This is a genomic window from Curtobacterium sp. MCBD17_023 (genome assembly GCF_003224415.1).
Lineage (GTDB): Bacteria > Actinomycetota > Actinomycetes > Actinomycetales > Microbacteriaceae > Curtobacterium.
This window is the reverse complement of the sequence record NZ_QKLJ01000002.1, coordinates 332,203-349,864: the sequence shown is the minus strand read 5'-3', so window position 1 is coordinate 349,864 and position 17,662 is coordinate 332,203. Positions and strand designations below refer to the sequence as shown.

The 17,662-nt window shown below is 72.8% G+C and carries 15 protein-coding genes and 5 tRNA genes; 13 read left to right on the top strand and 7 right to left on the bottom strand.

Going from position 1 to position 17,662, the window contains the following annotated elements:
• Positions 1 to 32: 32 nt before the first annotated feature.
• The 6 genes from DEI84_RS04220 (at position 33) to DEI84_RS04195 (ending at position 5,817) form a co-directional block, all read left to right on the top strand.
• Positions 33 to 1,541 (top strand): aldehyde dehydrogenase, encoded by a 1,509-nt coding sequence (locus DEI84_RS04220; protein WP_110889879.1) that lies wholly within the window; start codon positions 33 to 35, stop codon positions 1,539 to 1,541.
• Entirely contained in the window at positions 1,538 to 3,130 is a 1,593-nt protein-coding gene (rfaE2, locus tag DEI84_RS04215) for a D-glycero-beta-D-manno-heptose 1-phosphate adenylyltransferase (protein ID WP_110889791.1), read from the top strand. Before DEI84_RS04220 ends, rfaE2 begins: the two co-directional genes overlap by 4 nt.
• Positions 3,131 to 3,183: 53 nt before the next feature.
• Complete coding sequence (locus DEI84_RS04210; protein WP_258365890.1) at positions 3,184 to 4,044, top strand: glycosyltransferase family 2 protein; 861 nt, start codon at positions 3,184 to 3,186, stop codon at positions 4,042 to 4,044.
• Between the two features lie 116 nt (positions 4,045 to 4,160).
• The gene (locus tag DEI84_RS04205; RefSeq protein WP_110889878.1) at positions 4,161 to 4,754 is read left to right on the top strand and encodes a molybdopterin-dependent oxidoreductase; all 594 of its coding nucleotides are present in this window, start codon (positions 4,161 to 4,163) and stop codon (positions 4,752 to 4,754) included.
• Positions 4,751 to 5,566, top strand: a complete 816-nt coding sequence (locus DEI84_RS04200; protein WP_258365891.1) for a ferredoxin reductase — start codon at positions 4,751 to 4,753, stop codon at positions 5,564 to 5,566. Before DEI84_RS04205 ends, DEI84_RS04200 begins: the two co-directional genes overlap by 4 nt.
• Entirely contained in the window at positions 5,566 to 5,817 is a 252-nt protein-coding gene (locus DEI84_RS04195) for a DUF6510 family protein (RefSeq protein ID WP_110824908.1), read from the top strand. Before DEI84_RS04200 ends, DEI84_RS04195 begins: the two co-directional genes overlap by 1 nt.
• 46 nt (positions 5,818 to 5,863) lie before the next feature.
• Here the strand turns inward: DEI84_RS04195 and DEI84_RS04190 are convergent.
• Positions 5,864 to 5,935 (bottom strand) — tRNA-Gly (locus tag DEI84_RS04190).
• Positions 5,936 to 6,058: 123 nt separating this feature from the next.
• Here DEI84_RS04190 and DEI84_RS04185 point away from each other — a divergent pair.
• The gene (locus tag DEI84_RS04185; protein WP_110889790.1) at positions 6,059 to 7,441 is read left to right on the top strand and encodes a serine hydrolase; all 1,383 of its coding nucleotides are present in this window, start codon (positions 6,059 to 6,061) and stop codon (positions 7,439 to 7,441) included.
• 12 nt (positions 7,442 to 7,453) lie between these two features.
• On the opposite strand, the gene DEI84_RS04180 is transcribed toward DEI84_RS04185, so the two are convergent.
• Together DEI84_RS04180 and DEI84_RS04175 are read right to left on the bottom strand one after the other, a co-directional pair.
• Entirely contained in the window at positions 7,454 to 9,430 is a 1,977-nt protein-coding gene (locus DEI84_RS04180) for a cellulose binding domain-containing protein (RefSeq protein WP_110889789.1), read from the bottom strand.
• A 121-nt stretch (positions 9,431 to 9,551) separates the two neighbouring features.
• Positions 9,552 to 10,748 carry a glycosyltransferase gene (locus DEI84_RS04175; protein WP_110889788.1) on the bottom strand — a complete coding sequence of 399 codons (1,197 nt, stop codon included), beginning with the start codon at positions 10,746 to 10,748 and terminating at the stop codon, positions 9,552 to 9,554.
• Between the two features lie 62 nt (positions 10,749 to 10,810).
• Between DEI84_RS04175 and DEI84_RS04170 the strand changes: the two genes are divergently transcribed.
• Entirely contained in the window at positions 10,811 to 11,707 is an 897-nt protein-coding gene (locus DEI84_RS04170; protein ID WP_110889787.1) for a UbiA family prenyltransferase, read from the top strand.
• On the top strand, positions 11,704 to 13,137 hold the full coding sequence (locus tag DEI84_RS04165) for an NAD(P)/FAD-dependent oxidoreductase (RefSeq protein ID WP_110889786.1): 1,434 nt from the start codon (positions 11,704 to 11,706) through the stop codon (positions 13,135 to 13,137). Before DEI84_RS04170 ends, DEI84_RS04165 begins: the two co-directional genes overlap by 4 nt.
• A 21-nt stretch (positions 13,138 to 13,158) precedes the next feature.
• On the opposite strand, the gene DEI84_RS15590 is transcribed toward DEI84_RS04165, so the two are convergent.
• A complete protein-coding gene (locus tag DEI84_RS15590; protein ID WP_181420344.1) occupies positions 13,159 to 13,299 on the bottom strand; it encodes a hypothetical protein in 141 nt (46 codons plus the stop codon).
• A gap of 275 nt (positions 13,300 to 13,574) precedes the next feature.
• Here DEI84_RS15590 and DEI84_RS04160 point away from each other — a divergent pair, with 275 nt between their 5' ends.
• From DEI84_RS04160 to DEI84_RS04150, 3 genes are all read left to right on the top strand, one after another.
• Positions 13,575 to 14,612 (top strand): LLM class flavin-dependent oxidoreductase, encoded by a 1,038-nt coding sequence (locus DEI84_RS04160; RefSeq protein ID WP_110889877.1) that lies wholly within the window; start codon positions 13,575 to 13,577, stop codon positions 14,610 to 14,612.
• Between the two features lie 505 nt (positions 14,613 to 15,117).
• Complete coding sequence (locus DEI84_RS04155) at positions 15,118 to 15,864, top strand: hypothetical protein (protein WP_110889785.1); 747 nt, start codon at positions 15,118 to 15,120, stop codon at positions 15,862 to 15,864.
• Between the two features lie 43 nt (positions 15,865 to 15,907).
• Positions 15,908 to 16,819, top strand: coding sequence for a hypothetical protein (locus tag DEI84_RS04150; RefSeq protein ID WP_146236305.1), 912 nt, complete (start codon positions 15,908 to 15,910; stop codon positions 16,817 to 16,819).
• Between the two features lie 178 nt (positions 16,820 to 16,997).
• Here the strand turns inward: DEI84_RS04150 and DEI84_RS04145 are convergent.
• The 3 genes from DEI84_RS04145 to DEI84_RS04135 form a co-directional block, all read right to left on the bottom strand.
• Positions 16,998 to 17,072 (bottom strand) — tRNA-Val (locus DEI84_RS04145).
• 23 nt (positions 17,073 to 17,095) lie between these two features.
• Positions 17,096 to 17,169 (bottom strand) — tRNA-Cys (locus tag DEI84_RS04140).
• Positions 17,170 to 17,255: 86 nt separating this feature from the next.
• Positions 17,256 to 17,327, bottom strand: a tRNA-Gly gene (locus DEI84_RS04135).
• Positions 17,328 to 17,574: 247 nt separating this feature from the next.
• On the opposite strand from DEI84_RS04135, the gene DEI84_RS04130 reads away from it, so the two are divergent.
• Positions 17,575 to 17,647, top strand: a tRNA-Val gene (locus DEI84_RS04130).
• Positions 17,648 to 17,662 lie beyond the last annotated feature (15 nt).

Genomic DNA, 17,662 nt, shown 5'->3' with positions numbered 1-17,662 from the left:
CCACGACGCCGGACCACCACGAGAGGACGCACATGACGCTCGATGCCCCCACCACCACCGCCCCGTCGACGGACGACCCGTCCGCGGACACGATCACGGTGCTCGACCCCGTGACCGGCGAGGTGGCCTCGGAGACCCGCCGGAGCACGGCGGACGAGGTGCGCGACGCGGTCGCGCGTGCGCGGGCGGCGGCGACGGGATGGGCCCGGACCGCTCCCGGTGAGCGCGGCGCGGTCCTCCGCGCTGCGGCCGAGCGGCTCCGCGAGCACGCCGACGACCTCGCCGCGATGAACACCCGCGAAACCGGGAAGGTCCCGGGCGACGCCCTCGGCGGCGTCGAGGCCGGCATCAACACGCTCATCCAGTACGCCGAGCTCGGCCCGCTGCACCGGGGCGAGGCGCTCCGCGGGAACCACGGCGCCGCCGACTTCGCCGTCCCGCACCCGCGCGGCGTCGTGCTCGCGCTGACGCCGTGGAACGACCCCGTCGCCGTCGCGTGCGGGATCCTCGGTGCGGCGATCGTCGCCGGCAACACGGTCGTGCACAAGGGCAGCGAGCGGAGCCCGGGCACGATCGCGCTCCTGAACCGCCTGCTCGCCGCCGAGCTCCCCGAGGGCGTGCTCGTGGGCGTCGACGGCGACGCGACGACCGGTGAGCAGCTCCTCGCCGAGGACGGCATCGCGGTGTACGCGCACGTCGGCTCGACGGCGACGGGCGACCGTCTGGCCAAGGCCGCGCTCCGCACCCGCGCGCACGTGATCCGCGAGAACGGCGGCAACGACGCCGCGGTCGTGGACGCCGACGTCGACCCGGTGTGGGCGGCGGAACAGGTCGCCCTCGGTGCCTTCGCGAACACCGGACAGATCTGCACGAGCGTGGAGCGCGTCTACGTGCACCGCGACATCGCCGATGACTTCACCGCCGCCCTGGTGCGCGCTGCGGAGCGGAAGACCGCCTCGGCCGCCGCCGACTTCGGCCCCCTCGTCGACGAGCGCCTGCGCACGACCGTCCAGGAGCACGTCGACCAGGCCGTCGATGCCGGCGCCCGGGTGCTGACGGGCGGCTCGGTGCCGGAGGGCGCTGGCACGTTCTACCCCGCGACCGTCCTCACCGACTGCACCGACGACATGCTCGTGCTCACCGAGGAGACCTTCGGCCCGATCGCCCCGCTCCGCGTCGTGGACGACATGGCCGAGGGGCTCCGCCTGGCCGCGGAGGACCGGTACGGCCTGGCCGCGACCGTCCTGACCGGCGACACCGCGACCGCGCTCCGTGCCGCCGCGGAGCTGCCCGTCGGCACCGTGAAGATCAACGCCGTGTTCGGCGGCGCACCGGGCGGCAGCGCCGAGCCCCGCGGCGCCTCCGGCTCCGGCTTCGGCTACGGCCCGCACCTGCTCGACGAGATGACGACCACCACGGTCGTGCACCTCGAGGCCGCCCCGCGTCGGACGAGCGGCACCGCCGGCACCGCCGACGCCGTCGACCCGGCGACCGCGGGCAGCCACGACACCGACACCGCCACCGCCGAGGACGTCCGATGAGCGCCGATGTCCGTTCGGTCCGTCGCGTCGTCGACGCGGTCGCGGCGCAGGAGCCCGTCGTCGTGGTGGTCGGGGACGTCATCCTCGACCGCTGGACGGTCGGTGCCGCCGAACGGGTCTCGCGCGAGGCCCCCGCGCCCGTCGTCCGGGTCACCGAGACCATCGCCGTCCCGGGAGGCGCGGCGAACACCGCGGTCAACGCCCGCGCCCTGGGTGCGCGCGTCCGCATGGTCGCCCTGATCGGCGACGACGAGACCGGGCGGGTCCTGCGCGACCGGCTCGAGGCCGCCGGGGTGGACACGCGCTGGCTCGTCGCGGTCCCGGGTGCGACGACCACCTGCAAGGACCGCATCGTCGGGGGTGACCGTGTCGTCGTCCGTGTCGACGACCTGGCCGGACCGCCGAGTGCGGCGGACACGGCCCTCCTCGCCGAGGCGACGGCGGCAGCCGTGCGCGGCACCGCGTCCGGGGACGCCCCCGGGACGGCGACCGACGCCCGTGCGGACACGGTCGTCGTCTGCGACTACGACCTCGGCGTCGACGCCACCGCGATCGTGCCGGTCCTCGGACAGGACCGCCCCACGACCGTCGTCGTGGACGCCCACGACCTCAGCCGCTGGCGGACCCTCCGTCCGGACCTCGTCACGCCGAACGCCGGCGAGGCCGCCGCGCTGCTCGGCCGCGACCTCGGGCAGGGCGCCGATCGGGCCACGACCGTGGTCGCCGCACGCGACGAGGTCCTCGCCGTCACCGGCGCGCGCAACGCGGTCGTCACGCTCGACCGCAACGGGACGGTGCTGCTCGAGGCCGCGAGCGCGGACAGCACGCCGTCCGACGTGCACCGCACGCGTGCCACGCCGGCGTCCGAGCAGCAGGCGTCCGGCGCCGGCGACACGTTCTGCGCCGCGGCCTCGGTCGCCCTCGCCGTCGGGACCCCGGTCCGCGAGGCCGTCTCCTTCGCCCAGGCGGCCGCCGACGTCGTGGTGCGCGAGGCCGGGACCTCGGTCTGCACGGCCGATGCGCTCGTTGCCTCGGTGTCCGCACCGGCCGAGACCGTCGTCGACCACGACGAGCTCGCCGCCGCCGTCGAGGAGGCCCGTCGCGCCGGGCGCCGCATCGTGTTCACGAACGGCTGCTTCGACGTCGTCCACCGCGGGCACACCACGTACCTCCGCCAGGCGAGCGAGCTCGGCGACCTGCTCGTCGTCGCACTGAACGACGACGACTCGGTCCGTCGGCTGAAGGGTCCGGAGCGGCCGATCAACACCGCCGAGGACCGCGCCGGCGTCCTCGCCGCGCTGGCCTGCGTCGACCTGGTGACGGTGTTCGCGACCGACACCCCGATCCCGCTCATCGAGCGCATCCGGCCGGACGTCTACGTCAAGGGCGGCGACTACTCCCCCGAGATGCTCAGCGAGACCGAGGTCGTGCGGGCCCACGGCGGCGAGGTCGTCATGGTCGACTACGTCGCCGAGCACTCGACGAGCGCCGTCGTCCGTCGCATCCGTGAGACCGCCGCCGGAACCGGCACCGCCGCTGGCACCGGCGCGCCGACGGGAGACCCGACCGCCGTGTCCGGGGACGCATGACGCGCGGGGCACGGTGGTCCGGCGAGTGGGGTCGCCCGACCGCGGACCCGGCGGTGGAGAGCACCCCGGTCGACGTCGACGTCCTCGTCCCGACCGTCGGGCGCACGGCGGAGCTCGCCGCGACCCTCGCCGGCCTGGCGGCCCAGACCGACGTCGCCTTCCGTCTCGTGCTCAGCGACCAGTCCGCGACGGGTGACGCCGCCGCGCAGCCGGCGATCGCCGCCATGGTCCGCGTCCTGGAGGCCCAGGGCCGGCCCGTCACGCTGCTCACCCACCCGGAGCGGCGCGGACTCGCCGAGCACCGGCACTTCCTGCTCGCGCACGCCACCGCGGACGCCGTCCTGTTCCTCGACGACGACGTCTGGCTGGAACCCGGGTCCGTGCACCGGATGCTCGACGCCCTGCGCTCGCTCGGCACCGGCTTCGTCGGGAGCGCGGTCCAAGGGCTGTCGTACCTCGAGGACCGCCGTCCGCACGAGACGGCACCGTTCGCGCTGTGGGACGGCCCGGTCGTCCCCGAGGTGGTGCGCCGCGGCACGCCCGGGTTCGACCGCTGGTCCCTGCACAACGCCGCGAACCTGGTCCACGTCGCGGCCGAGCTCGACGTCGAGCCGGGCGGCTGGTTGCCGTACCGCGTCGCGTGGGTCGGCGCCTGTGCGATGTACGACCGGGCCGCGCTCGAGGCGGTCGGCGGCTTCGGGTTCTGGGAGACCCTGCCGATCGGACACGCGGGCGAGGACGTGGTCGTCCAGTGGCGGGTGATGGAGCGCTTCGGCGGCGCCGGCATCGTGCCGTCCGGGGCCGTGCACCTCGAGGCCCCGACCACGGTGACGGACCGCTCCGTCGACGCGCCGGACGTGGTCTTCGCGCACGAAGCGCACCAGCAGCACGCGGATCAGCACCCGGGCACCTGACCGATCGGGCACGCCACGCCCAGCGCCGCGCGGCTGCTGACAAGCGGTCGGCCGTGCGGCAGGATCGACGCAGCGGCACGGACGAGGCCGGCGACGACCATGGGAACGAGGACGCGATGGCCACCTTCACACGCGGGTTCGGCGGACGCCGCCGGGACGCCGACGACAGCCGCATCCCGCCCGGGCAGACGCTGGTGCAGGACTGGCCGGTGCTCTCGGCGGGTGCCACACCCGAGATCGAGCCCTCCGAGTGGAGCTTCTCGATCCGCACCGAGTCCGGCCTGCACACCTGGACGTGGGACGAGGTCCGGGCGCTCGGGCTCGAGGACGTCACGGTCGACATCCACTGCGTCACGCACTGGACGAAGCTCGGCATGGCCTGGCGCGGGGTCCCCCTCGACAAGCTCTTCGCGGACATCGAGACCTCGCTCGACTTCTGCATGGTGCACAGCTTCGGCGGCTACACGACGAACGTCACCCTCGACGAACTCCTCGAGGGTCAGGCGTGGATCGCGTTCGAGGCCGACGGCGAGCCCCTCAGCCCGGAGCACGGCGGTCCTGCCCGGCTGCTCGTGCCGCACCTGTACTTCTGGAAGAGCGCGAAGTGGGTGCGGGGCATCACGATGCACGCCGAGGACGAGCCCGGCTTCTGGGAGAACGCCGGCTACAACATGCACGGCGACCCGTGGAAGGAAGAGCGGTACTGGTGACCCTGTCCAGCACCGACGGCGCCCCCGGCCTGGAGGCACGCACCGGTCCCGTCACGCCGGGCCGTCCGCTCCGCCGCCCGGCGTGGCACCCGGCGACCGTCGCCGCGGTCTCCCCCGAGACCCCGAACGCCCGACGGCTGGTGCTCGACGTGCCGTCATGGCCCGGCAACGACCCCGGGCAGCACCTCGACCTGCGGCTGACGGCCGAGGACGGCTACCAGGCCACGCGGTCCTACTCCATCGCGTCCTCCGGGGACGGCACGCGCGTGACGCTCGCCGTGGACCGGGTCGAGGACGGCGAGGTGTCCCCGTTCCTCGTCGACGCCGTCGAGGTCGGTGACGCGCTCGAGGTGCACGGTCCCCTCGGCGGCTGGTTCGTCTGGCGTCCGGGCGCCGACCCGGCGTCCCGCCCGGTGCAGCTCATCGCCGGCGGGTCCGGCGTCGTGCCGCTCCTGCCGATGGTCGCCGCGCACGCCGACGCCGAGGACCCGACGCCCTTCCGGCTGCTCTACGCCGTCCGCACCCCGGAGGACGTCTTCTTCCGCGCGGAGCTCGACGCAGCCCTGCGCACCGCAGACCGCGCGCCCTTCGACCTCGACGTCGTGTACAGCCGACGCGCTCCCGAGGGGTCGACGGCCCCGGTCGGACGACTCACGCGCGACCGGCTCGCGGCCGCCGTCCTGCCGCCGGACGCCGACGCACAGGTCTACGTCTGCGGATCGACGCCGTTCGTCGAACAGGTCCTGCGCTGGCTCGGGGAACTCGGACACGACACCACCGGGGTGCGTGCGGAACGGTTCGGAGGCTCCTGATGACGATCGTCGACGGCAACGCCCTGGCCGGGGACCTCGGCGAGGTGCTCGGGGTCGATGCCACCTCGGCCCGGCTCCGCTGCTCGGGCTGCGACACGACCGGCCGTCTGGCGGTGACCCGGGTGTACCGGACCGCGATGGGCAGCGTCGCCCGCTGCCGCGGCTGCGACACGGTGCTCGTGACGGTGGTCGACGCAGGGGCGCAGCACTGGGTCGCCCTCCCCGGCGCGCGAGCCGTCGCGAACGACTGAACCCCCCGGCCGACCGGCCGAGGGGTTCACGTGTCCTGCTGTTCCGAGCGGATGACGAGATTCGAACTCGCGACCCTCACCTTGGCAAGGTGATGCGCTACCACTGCGCCACATCCGCACGCTGCCCACCGGGGTGGCCAACGTCGACAACTGTACCCGACCGGCGGGGTGATCCGGGCCTCCCGTCCGCGTGTCGGGCGTGCCGGACCTCGGAACGGCCGGTCGGGCTAGGGTCGGACGGGTGACGACGACGTTCCGACGCAGTTCCCCGTCCGCCCTCGGCATCGACGCCGCGGGCATCGACCAGCTCGTCTCCGCGCTCGAGGCCGCGCCCGGAGTGGAGCCGCACAGCCTGATGGTCCTGCGGCACGGCGAGCTCGCCGCCGGAGGGTGGTGGGCCCCCTTCGCGCCGGACCGGGTGCACCTGCTGTACTCGCTCAGCAAGAGCTTCACCGCGGCCGCCGTCGGGATCGCCGTCCGCGCCGGACTGGTCGACCTCGACGCGCCCGTGGTCGGTCACTTCCCGGAGCTCGACGCCGAGGTCACCGACGAACGGACCCGGCGGATGCGCGTGCGGCACCTGCTCGCGATGGCGAGCGGCCACCGGAGCGAGACGATCGACCGCGCCGAGGCGATCGACCCGACGAACACCGTCCGTGGGTTCCTGCTCCTGCCGCCCGACGAGGAACCCGGCAGCGTCTTCGCCTACAACCAGCCGTGCACGTACACGCTCGCCGAGATCGTCCGGCGGGCCAGTGGGACGTCCCTGCTCGAGTACCTGCGGCCGCGGCTCTTCGCCCCCCTCGGCATCGACGACTTCTCGTGGCGCCGCGACGACACCGGCGCGGAACTCGGTTACAGCGGCGGCTACACGACGACGGACGCGATCGCCGCACTCGGTCAGCTGTACCTGCAGCGCGGCGTGTGGGACGGCGAACGCATCCTCGACGAGGACTGGATCGAGCAGGCCACGAGCGTGCAGGTGGTGAACCCGGACGAGGCGGACCCGGACTGGTCGCAGGGGTACGGCTTCCAGTTCTGGATGGCCCGGCACGGCTTCCGCGGTGACGGTGCCTACGGCCAGTTCTGCGTCGTGCTCCCCGAGTCGGACGTGGTCGTCGCGATGACCGGTCAGAGCACCGACATGCAGGCCGTCCTGGACGCGGTGTGGGAGCACCTTCTGCCCGCGGTCGACCGCGCGGGTGCAGTGGACTCGGACGACCGCCTGCGCGCCCGACTCGCCGGGCTCGCGCTGCCGCCGCTCGTCGGCGAGCCGCTCGGCACCCTGCCCGCCACCCCGCCGTCCTCGCCGGCACCGGTGGACGGCGACTCCGGACTGGAGGCCGTGCACCTGTCCCAGGACCCGTCCGGCCACTGGGTGCTCACCCTGGTCGACCCGTCCGGCGAGGTGACGGCTCCTGTCGGCGACGGCGAGTGGCTGGTCGCGGGTGCGACCGCCACGAGCGGGGCACGTTCCGGGGACGTCGTGTCGGTGGACGTGCGGTTCGTCGAGACACCGCACCTGCTGCACGTCCGCGTCGACCTGGCCGACGGGGCCGTCACGGCTGCGTGGGAGACACAGCCGTTGCACGACGGCGTCGCGACGCTGCGTCGGCCGGACTGACCGGCTCCCCGACTAGCTCGTTGCCCCGCGGACGAAGGCACGGGCGAAGGTCCACGGTGCGTCGGTCACGCCCGAGCACATGTACGTGGGGATCGACGGGGTGCACGGCTGGTCGCGCGTGACCTCCCACCAGGCGAGCACCTCGATCCCGTGCGCGACGGACCAGCGGGCGAGGTCCTCGGCGTCCGTCCGTGTGAACACCTCCCCGGTGTCGTTGCGGCCGATCATCGGGGTGATGCCGATCGCCGACAGCCGCTCCTGGGCCGTCCACCCCGCGTACGCGGGCACCGTGGCGAGCTGCGCGGCGGTCGACGTCGCAGCGTCCTGCGCCGCCGTCGCCATGCGCTGCGGACCGGTGCCGTAGTCCATCGCCATGACGTTCACCGCCGCGATCCGGACCCCCGCAGCCGACAGCCCGGCGACCGCGGCGAGGCCCTCGCGGGTGAGTCCGGTCGGCATCACGGGGAGGGTCAGCGACACCTCGAGACTGCGGCCCTTCGCCGCCTGGGCCCGGACGACACCGGCGACCGCCACGGCGCGACGCTCGTTCGCAGCCGTGTCGGACAGCGCAGCGCCCTCGATGTCCAGGTCGATGCGGTCGACGCCGAACCGGTCGACCACCTGCTGGTAGGCCGCCTGCAGCTCCGCCGGGTCCGTGCACCGCAGCGCGAGCTCCTCGTTGACCGCGCCGCCGAACGACACGACCACCCGACCGCCGGTCTGCTGGAACGCGGCGATGTTCCCCGCGAAGTCCTGCGGGCCGCCGATCCGGTAGGCGTCGAAGCCGGCCCATGCGGGTGTGCAGTGGCTGCCGCCGTTGTCCGAGACGATGAAGGCGAGCGTGAACGCGCGGACGCCGGTCGCGGCCGCGGAGCTCCGGAGATCGGCGGTCGGCCAGAGGCCCATGTCGACGTACGGTGCGACCAGCGTGTCACCGACGTGCGGCGCGGGGAGCGGCACGGGAGCCGGCGCCACCGGGGTCGGGACCGGGACCTCCGTCGGGGATGGTGCCGGTGCGGTCGGGCTCGGTGTCGGTGTCGGTGTCAGGGTCGGGGTCGGGGTCGGCGCGGACCCGAGCCCTGCCGTCGGGTCGGACTCGCTCTCGACCGTGCAGGCGACGTCCCGGCCCGCGGGGAGTCCCACGATGCTGCAGCCCGTCGGCACCCGGCCCCCGCCGGGGGTCGAGACCGAGGTCAACCCGAAGGACGTCGCGGCGCTCGGGTCGAGGCCCCTGGCCCAGGCCGGAGCGGTCGCGGTGAAGCCGTCGCTCGTGGTCGTCGCGGTGGCGTCCCAGATCTCGGCGACGCGCGCGGTGTACACGAACCGCACCTGCCAGGGGTCGAGGCGGACGGACGACCGGTTCGTGACGGTCACCGAGGACTGGGAGCCGGACGGCCACGCGTTGACGGTGCGCCAGCCGACGACGACGGAGCCGTCCTTGTCCGCGACGGGCGGTCCCGCGGTCGGCGTCGGAGTCGTCGAGGGTGTCGGGACCGGTGCCGCCGTCGGCACCGGGGTCGGGCCTCCCGTGCCGGGTGTCGCGGGACCGCCGTTCACCGAGCAGGGCACCGACGCCCCGACGACGGTGCACGCCGTGGGGACGCGCTTCGCACCGGACACCTTGCGCGAGTCGACCCGGAACGTCGCCCGACCACCCGCGGCGAGGTCAACGCGTCGGGTGGGACCGGCGACGGTGAACGACCGGCTCGTGCTCGCGACCTTGCGGGCGTCGCGGATCACCACGGCCTTCGACTCGTACGACAGCAGGACACGCCACCCGCGCAGCTTCGTGGAGCCGCCGTTCGCGACCGTGACCGCGGAGCGGAAGCCGGTGCGCCAGCTCGACGTGTTCTCCCACGTGACGTCGACCCGGGCGGCGGTGCCGGCGGCAGCCGCCGTCACGCCGGGCACGGCGACGATCGCCGTGCTCACCACCGCGAGGAGGAGCGCTGCGGGCAGCACCTTCCGGAACCCTGAGCGCAGACGCATCGCGGTCGCCTTCCGTCGGAGCGTGTCGGTCCCCCTGCGGGCCGACGTCCTCACCCGGGGGTATCGGCGGCTCGTCGCGGCTCGTCAGTGTCGGGGACGGTCCTCCACCGGAACCGGGGTGTCAGAGCGACTCGAGCACGTCGAGCGCCCGCTGCACCCCGTGCTCCCGCCGCATGATCCGGCCCACGTCGGTCGCCCGCTCCCGGCGGGACGAGGCGTCGCGCATCGCCCGCACGAGGGTGCTCGCGGACAGGCGGCGCAGTGGGATCGGAGCGGCGGCCAGCCCCTGTCGATGCAGCTGGGCAGCCCAGAACGGCTGGTCGGCGGTGACGGGGACGACGACGGCGGGGACGCCAGCTCGGGCGACGGCGTGTGAGGTGCCCGCTCCGCCGTGGTGCACGGCGAGCGACGCGCCCGGCAGCACGGCGTCGAACGGTGCCGACCGCACCGCCAGCACATCCGGGCCGTGGCACTCGGGAGGCAGCGCCAGTCCACCCCACCCGGTGACGAGCAGCACCCGCAGCCCGTGGGCGCGGGCCGCCGAGACGACCGCGCCTCCCCGAGCAGCCGCGTCCCCCCTCGCCATCGAGCCGAACGAGGCGACGACGTAGGGACCGCCCGTCAGGAAGGCGCTGACGACGCGGTCCGGGCTCGCGGTCCCGGCCTCGTCGTACCAGGCCCCCGTCTGGTGCACCCGTTCCGGCCAGTCGTCGGGCCGCGGCAGCAACTCCGGGCTCACGGCCATGAGGGTCGCACGTGACGGCGACCGTCGGGCGGGACGACGACCGTCCGGCAGCTCGGCAGCGGCGCGCGCCACGTCGGCGTCGAAGAACCGTGCGACGGTGCGCGGTACGGCGTAGGTGGACCGGTTGTGAGCGCCGAGGTCGCGCGTGGCCGTCGGGCCACCGGCGGCGGGGAAGCGCTCACTCGGGGTGGCCACCGGCGCGAACTCCACCAGCACGCGGGGCACGGCGAGCGAGTCCGCCACCATCGGCGCGCTGAGGACGAGCGGGTGGTGCACCACCACGTCGGGGCCGAAGGCGACCGTCTCCCGCACCGCGGCCGCGAACATCCGACGCATCGCGGGCCGCACCTCCGCACGCAGGTGGTGCGCGAGAGCCCACGGCGTCCGACCAGCCGGGCGGAGCACCCGCTGGACGTCCAGACCGAGGGCCACGGTCTCCACCCCCTCGGGCGCGGGCGCGTCGTCGGGCAGGGCGAGCCGGACCTCGTGACCGCGGGACGCGGCGAGTCGTGCCAGGGCTGCGAACGGCTCCACGTCGCCCCGGGTGCCGGCGGTCAGCAGCATCATGCGCATCCACCCAGTCTGGCCGGGACGCCGCTGACCGAGGTCGAGGCGGGCCGGGTACGCTCGGTCGCGTGACTGACGGCAGTGAGCGGGTGTCGCGCACAGCACCGTCGGGGATCGGCGTGGCCGTGCGCCGACTGGTCCACATCTCGCGCCCCGTGCTCTGGATCAACACCATCGGCTCCGGGCTCGTCGCCGTGTGGCTCACCGGCGCGCTGTTCGACGTGCGGGCACTGCCGGTCATCCTGTGGCTCACCCTGCCGTTCAACCTGCTCATCTACGGCGTCAACGACATCTACGACCAGGACACGGACGCGGCCAACCCCCGCAAGGGCTCCATCGAGGGTGCCAGGATCCGACAGTCCGAGGTGCGACTCATCGCTTGGGCGGTCGCGGTCGTCAACGTCCCGTTCCTCGTCGGCTTCCTCCTGACGCTGCCGCTCCTCGCGAACGCGGCGATCCTGCTCTACGTCGGCGTGTTCGTCTTCTACTCGGCGCCGCCGCTGCGCTTCAAGGCGCGGCCGTTCCTCGACTCGCTGAGCAACGCCGCCTACGCACTGCCACTGGTCATCGTGCCCGCGGCCCTCGCGGTGACGCCGGTCTGGCCCGCGGCCATCGGTCTGATGGCCTGGAGCGTGGCGAAGCACGCCTTCGATGCGGTCCAGGACATCGTCGAGGACCGTGACGCGGGCATCGCCACCACCGCAGTGCGGCTCGGTGCGCGCGGGACGGCTCTCTGGAGCGGGGCCTGGTGGATCGTCTCGACGGCGCTGTTCGCCGTGGTGAGCGTGCCGGTGGCCGCCGTCAACCTCCTGATCGCCGGCATCCTCGTGGTGCGCCTGTTCCGGGACCCGACGCCGGAGACCGGTCACCGCCTCTACCGTCTGTCGGTCGCCTTCCCGTACATCGCCGGGTCGTTCGCCGGCGTACTGCTCATGGTCTGGATCGTGCTGGGAGGTGCCTCGTGAGCCGCATGGTCGTCGTCGGCGGCGGGATCGGCGGCCTCACCGCCGCCGCGCTGCTCGCGCACGCCGGCCACCGCGTCACCCTGCTCGAGGCCTCCACCGAGCTCGGCGGCAAGAGCCGACGCATCCAGCTGGGCGAAGACCGCATCGACACCGGACCGTCGTTGATGACGTTCCCGGCGGTGTGGGACGAGCTACTGCGACGGCTCGGCGACGGCGGGCCCGCCGCCGACCGCGCCCGCGACGACGGCCACCTCGACCTGGTGCGGATGCCGGAGGTGGGCCGCTACTTCTACAACGACGATGAGACCTCCCTGCCGGTGGCCCCCGGTCACCCCTGGTACGCCGCCTGGCGACGGTTCTCCGACCTGCACGCACCCCTCGCGGACGACGTGACCGAGTTGCTGCTCGCCGACCCCCTCGACCGAGCCGCCCTCCCCGCTCTCCGGAGACTGTTGGCCGTCTACGGCTCCCGCCTCACCACGCGCGCGTACCTCGACGGCCTCCCCTGGCTGCCCGACGGGCTGCGCGAGGTGATCGCGATCCACACCCTCAACGCTGGCGTGTCGCCCGCACGCACGCCGGCCCTCTACGCGAGCATGCCGGCGATCATGGCGGAGACCGGGGCATGGGTGCCGCGCGGTGGCGTCTACGAGATCGTGCTCGCGCTGGGTCGGCTGGCCGAGGCGGCCGGGGTCGACGTCCGCACCGGCGAGGCCGTCACCCGCATCGAGCGTGGATCGGTCACGACCGATGTGGGTCGTCACCCCGCCGACCTCGTCGTCAGCGCCCTGGACGCCGATCGGCTCACCACGCTGATGGGTCCGTCGCGGGTCCCCACGCTCCCCCGTCTGCGCCCCCGCGCCCTCTCCTGCTCGGCCATCGCCCTGTACGGCGTGCTGCGGGAGGAACTGCCGGCGGACCTCGCCACGCACAGCGTGGTGCTGCCGACGAAGCCCGCCGCGCTCCACCGCAGCCTCGAGGCGGGTGACGAGCCAGCGGACACCATGGTGTTCGTCAACCAGTACCGCGCGGGCGAGGTCTACCCGAACCCGCGCAGCACCGTCGGCATCCTGCTCACCGCCCCCGCCGACGGCGGTCACTACACGGCCGAGCACCCGTTCGTGCGGCGCGAGGTCGACCGCGTCTCACGTGCGATGGGGCTCGACCGGCCGATCACCGACCAGATCGACGAGCAGACGGTGCTCGATCCGCAGTACTACGGCGGCGGCGGCGAACCACACGGCGCGCTCTACGGCGCGGCGCGTCCGCCGTGGCTCAGCGGGCCGTTCCACCGTCCCTCGTACAACGACCCCTGGCGCCCGTGGCTGTGGCGCGTCGGCGCGTCGGTGCACCCTGGCGGCGGTGTCCCCGCCGTGGTGGGCGGCGCGATGATCGCGGTGAACCGGCTGCTGAAGTCGACCCCGGTCTGACACGGGGGCGCCAGACGGGCCCTACGGCTCCACGCCGACGACCGCCTGCGTGATCGCGAGCGGCATGCGCGGTCCGAGGTACCGCTTCGCCGTCGCGACGCTCGGGTGCACGCCGTCGCCCTTCCCGGTGCCGGCGACCCAGCCGTTGTCGATGCGGCGCACGGACGCAAACGGGTCCACCCATCCCCGTCCACGACCAGGCGTTCGACGCCTGTGTGACGCTGTCGTCGGCGAACGTGTACGACACCGGAGCGGCGGCACGGGCGGCTGCGGGCGTGGCGTCGGGTGCGGTCCCGTTCGGCAGGACCGCCACCGTCGCGACCGTGGCGCTGACGAGGACGGCGGAGAGGAGCCCGAGGAGACGGGGCGGAACCGATCGGGGCACGGTGGAGAACCCAGCGGATGCCGCGATGGCACCGGTCTGGGACGATCAGAGCATGCCCACCGACGGACGACCCCTCGCACGCCTCGGCTTCCTGACCATCGGGACCTTCGACCCGGCCCGCCCCGCGGCCGGCCACGAGGACACGCTCCGCGTCATCGAACGCGCCGAGGCGCTCGGCCTCGACAGCGCGTGGCTCCGGCATCGGCACCTGCAGCACGGCGTCTCCTCCCCCGTCGCGGTGATGGCGGCCGCGTCGCAGCGCACCAGCCGCATCGCGCTCGGGACGGCCGTCACCCCGATCGGCGCGGAGAACCCGTTCCGTCTCGCCGAGGACCTCGCCACCGTGGACGTGCTCCTCGGCGGACGACTCAACCCGGGCTTTTCCGTCGGGACCCCGATGAACTTCGACCTCTACCGCGAGGCGATCTACCCGGACTCCGCCGAGCACGAGGACCTCGGCAACGCCCGGCTCCTGCGCTTCCGGGACCTCGTGCGCGGCGACGCGGTCGTCCCCGTCGCCGAGCGGCGCGGGTTCGAGGAGTTCGCCACCGGAGTCCAGCCGCACAGTCCGGGGCTCGTCGACCGGCTCTGGTACGGCACGGGCAGCACGGCGTCCGCGGTCTGGGCGGCCCGCAACAGGTTCCACCTGCTCACCTCGAGCGTCACGCGGAGTGAGATCGGGACCGACTTCGCCGCGAACCAGCGCGCCCAGGTCGACGCCTACCTCGACGCACACCCCGACCCGAGCACCGCGCGCGTCTCCCAGGGCCTCGTGGTGATCCCGACGGACACGGCCACCCGGGAGCAGGAGGCGCGGTACCGGGCCTACGCCGAACGCCGCGCCGGCCGTGTCGGTGTCCCGACGGGTCCGGCGGGACTGTTGTTCGCCGCGGACCTCGTCGGCTCGTCGGTCGAGATCGCGGACCGGCTGCGCGCCGACGCGGGGTACCAGGTCGCCACCGAGGTCGCGTTCGCACTGCCGTTCTCGTTCGAACCCGACGAGTACGCGCAGATCGTCTCGGACATCGCCGAGCGACTCGGGCCGGAACTCGGGTGGGCGCCGCACGACAGGGAGTCCAGCCAGTCCTGAGAACGACGAAGAGTCCCGTTTCCTGGGGACTCGTTGACGGCCTCGACCAGTGCTTTCTCTGACGTCAGCCCACGGTCGGCATGCGTTCCGGTTCGACGGATTCCACCCGCTCATCTGTCCAGTACGACGACGACGGGTCACCAGTCGGCCCAACAGACGTCAGCGGCGCCGGAGTCACCGTCTGTCCTCCACTGTCACCAGCGGACGTGCCGTTGCCGCACCCGCTGAGCAAGACAGCAGCAGCGGAAACCACTCCCACCGTGAGCAGCCGTCGCAGCATCATCAGCCGATCTCGTTGTCCATGCTCGGCACGTCGTTTCCGTCCGGAGTCATGTTCGGAGCCGACGTCCCACTCACAGTACGCCTCGACGTCATCCCGGCGGGGCGAGCAGGCCGGAATCGAACTCCAGGGTTCTGCTTGACTGGGCAGCATCGAGCGGGATTCCGGACGTCGTGCCGCATCTGCCGCCCGACGAGCACGCCACGAAGCACAGGGGGACCACCGATGGCCACACTCACCACCCGGGAACGAGACCGCCGCGCCAACCGGTACCTCCTCGGGACCATCGCCGTCGTCGCAGTCATCACCTCGGCCGTCCTGCACCGGCCGGTGCTGAGCAGCGATCCAGTGGCGTTCTGGTTGCCGACGGCGGCCGGGCTCGCGTACGGATCCGGGTTGTGGTTCCTCGGCGCGCGGCGAGACTCCAAGTGGCTGTCGAACCTGACCTGGGCCGGATGGCTCGTCGTCTTCTGGGTCCTGCTCTGGACGAAGGTCGTCTCCGGCCCGGCGTGGTTCCTGGCCGTCATTGCCGGCGGCCTCGCGGTGACGGCTGCGTTCCCCCGGAAGACCAAGCCGTCGAAGGTGGACAAGGTGCCGCTGGCGGCAGCGAAGCCGTGGTCAGGGTCCGATGTCACCGCAGAGCCAACCATCCACACGTTCGGACGCCGCACCGTGCCCGCAGTCACCATCACCACCCGGGACGGCGCCACCCGCTTCCGTGTCTCCGAACTCGCGGGTTTCTTCGACAAGGAGACGGACACGGTGGAGTCCATCCCGGGAGAGCGGCTGACGTTCCTCACCCGGGTCGGCGTCGCAGCGCCCGATTCCGTCATCGGCGAGGCGACAGCTGGTCTGCCAGATGACACCCTCGTGCTCATCGACGAGAAGGACGATTCCCGCCCGGCCGCAGTGATCGTCGACGAGGACGCCGTGACGTTCGAACACTGGGTCCGCACGCTGCCGGAGGACTGACCGATGGCGCGCGGCGGTCGGTGCGCTTCGGTACGGTCGACTCGTGACGGGGGAAGCAACGAGTGTGGTGCGGGGTGAGCGCCCGGTGACGGTCCGCGGGAGCATGATCACGCCGATCGCGTGGACGGCCCTCTCTGCAGGCGTGTTCGCGATGGGGCTCTGGCTGGCGTGGAGCCGCGACGTGTTCGGGGCAGCTGTGTCCACCCGTGTGTGGACGAGCGGGATGCTGCTCCTCGTCGGCACGTTGGCGCTCGTGTTGTCTGTCAGCGCGCTGTTCGCCGGGGTGCGGGTGTTCCCGGACCGGCTCGAGGTGACCCGTGGGATCTTCCGGACGCAGGTGATCAGGCCCGGTGAGCTCGTCCACTTCCGCGCCTCGGGGAAGGGCAACACCGTCATCAGTGGTGTGACCGCTCGCGGGCGCGGATTCACGACGGACCGGTACCACCGTCACCACGACGTGCTCGTCGGATGGTTGGAACAGAACGCGGCCGAGCCGTGGGCGGAGTTCTCCGACTTCTTCAGCAAGCTCACCGTCCAGACACGACCTCGGCCGGTGTACCGCCTGTTCACGATGGTGCTCATCGTCGGCTTCTTCATCGTCTCGCTGCTGATGTTCCCCGGCTTGTGGGTCGCTGTCGCCTACGACGACGCACACAAACAGCAGGTGACGTGCACCATCACCGCGGCTGAAGCCGTGACGGTGTCGAACCGCTCGACGAGAGGCATCGGCTCGTCCCACCCGGCTGTCGCAATCGACACGTCCGAATGCGGTCCGCTGACACTGTCCCGCGGCGTCGACTCCGAGAATCAGGACGCCGTCGCCCGCACGCTGAACCGGACGGAGGGCCCGCACGTCTTCACGGTCGGCGGCGGCTCGTTCTGGTTCCGAACGCACACCCCGTGGCTCCGCTTCGTGCCGGCACCGACGATCTACAGCGTCGACGGGGTCGGCTGAGTTCGGGGAGCGTGACCGTCCTGCACCTGCACCTGCTCCGAAGCCGGCTCGGACGACGTCCGCAGGAGCGGATGGCGGGCCATCATCACCAGCCCCGTGCGTGCTCCGTGCCGAGCACCGAGCATGCGCCGGCTGCCGAGAACGACGAAAGCCCCCGGTCTCCCGGGGGCTTTCGTTCTGGTGGGCGATACTGGGATCGAACCAGTGACCTCTTCCGTGTCAGGGAAGCGCGCTACCGCTGCGCCAATCGCCCAGATGAGTTCCGCCGGAGCGGACTGGAGGTGGGGACGGGATTCGAACCCGCGTGGACGGCTTTGCAGGCCGCTGCCTCGCCTCTCGGCCACCCCACCATCAAGGTCCACGTCTGGCGTAGTACCCGATCGGTGGGATACCTCTTCTGGAGAGTTGCTGTCTTCCGGAGAAGACAGGCACCTCGAGCGGATGACGAGATTCGAACTCGCGACCCTCACCTTGGCAAGGTGATGCGCTACCACTGCGCCACATCCGCATGGTCTGACCTGAGTCACACCGGTGTTGTCCGACCCGCTCTCGCGGCGACTCGTAAACTGTACCCAGATCACGCTGTTTCTCCAAACCGGTTCCGTCCACCGGGCGTGTCCCCCGGAGCGGTGCGGATCGGCGGGGTCTCCACGGGCCTCCCGGCCGGTCTGGCCGTGAGCGACGCGCGCGACCGGCGACGCGTGTTCGGAGCACGGCCCGACATCCGCTACTATCGATCCGCACGCAAGTGCAGGGGGCGATTGGCGCAGTTGGTAGCGCGCTTCGTTCACACCGAAGAGGTCATCAGTTCGAGTCTGGTATCGCCCACGTGCCCGTCCAGGG

Bases quoted from the DNA above. Each gene is read 5' to 3' on its own strand.
- DEI84_RS04180 (WP_110889789.1), bottom strand. From the start codon at position 9,430: ATGCGTCTGCGCTCAGGGTTCCGGAAGGTGCTGCCCGCAGCGCTCCTC.
- DEI84_RS04155 (WP_110889785.1), top strand. From the start codon at position 15,118: ATGGCCACACTCACCACCCGGGAACGAGACCGCCGCGCCAACCGGTAC.
- DEI84_RS04195 (WP_110824908.1), top strand. From the start codon at position 5,566: ATGACGATCGTCGACGGCAACGCCCTGGCCGGGGACCTCGGCGAGGTG.
- DEI84_RS04160 (WP_110889877.1), top strand. From the start codon at position 13,575: ATGCCCACCGACGGACGACCCCTCGCACGCCTCGGCTTCCTGACCATC.
- rfaE2 (WP_110889791.1), top strand. From the start codon at position 1,538: ATGAGCGCCGATGTCCGTTCGGTCCGTCGCGTCGTCGACGCGGTCGCG.
- DEI84_RS04220 (WP_110889879.1), top strand. From the start codon at position 33: ATGACGCTCGATGCCCCCACCACCACCGCCCCGTCGACGGACGACCCG.
- DEI84_RS04205 (WP_110889878.1), top strand. From the start codon at position 4,161: ATGGCCACCTTCACACGCGGGTTCGGCGGACGCCGCCGGGACGCCGAC.
- DEI84_RS04175 (WP_110889788.1), bottom strand. From the start codon at position 10,748: ATGCGCATGATGCTGCTGACCGCCGGCACCCGGGGCGACGTGGAGCCG.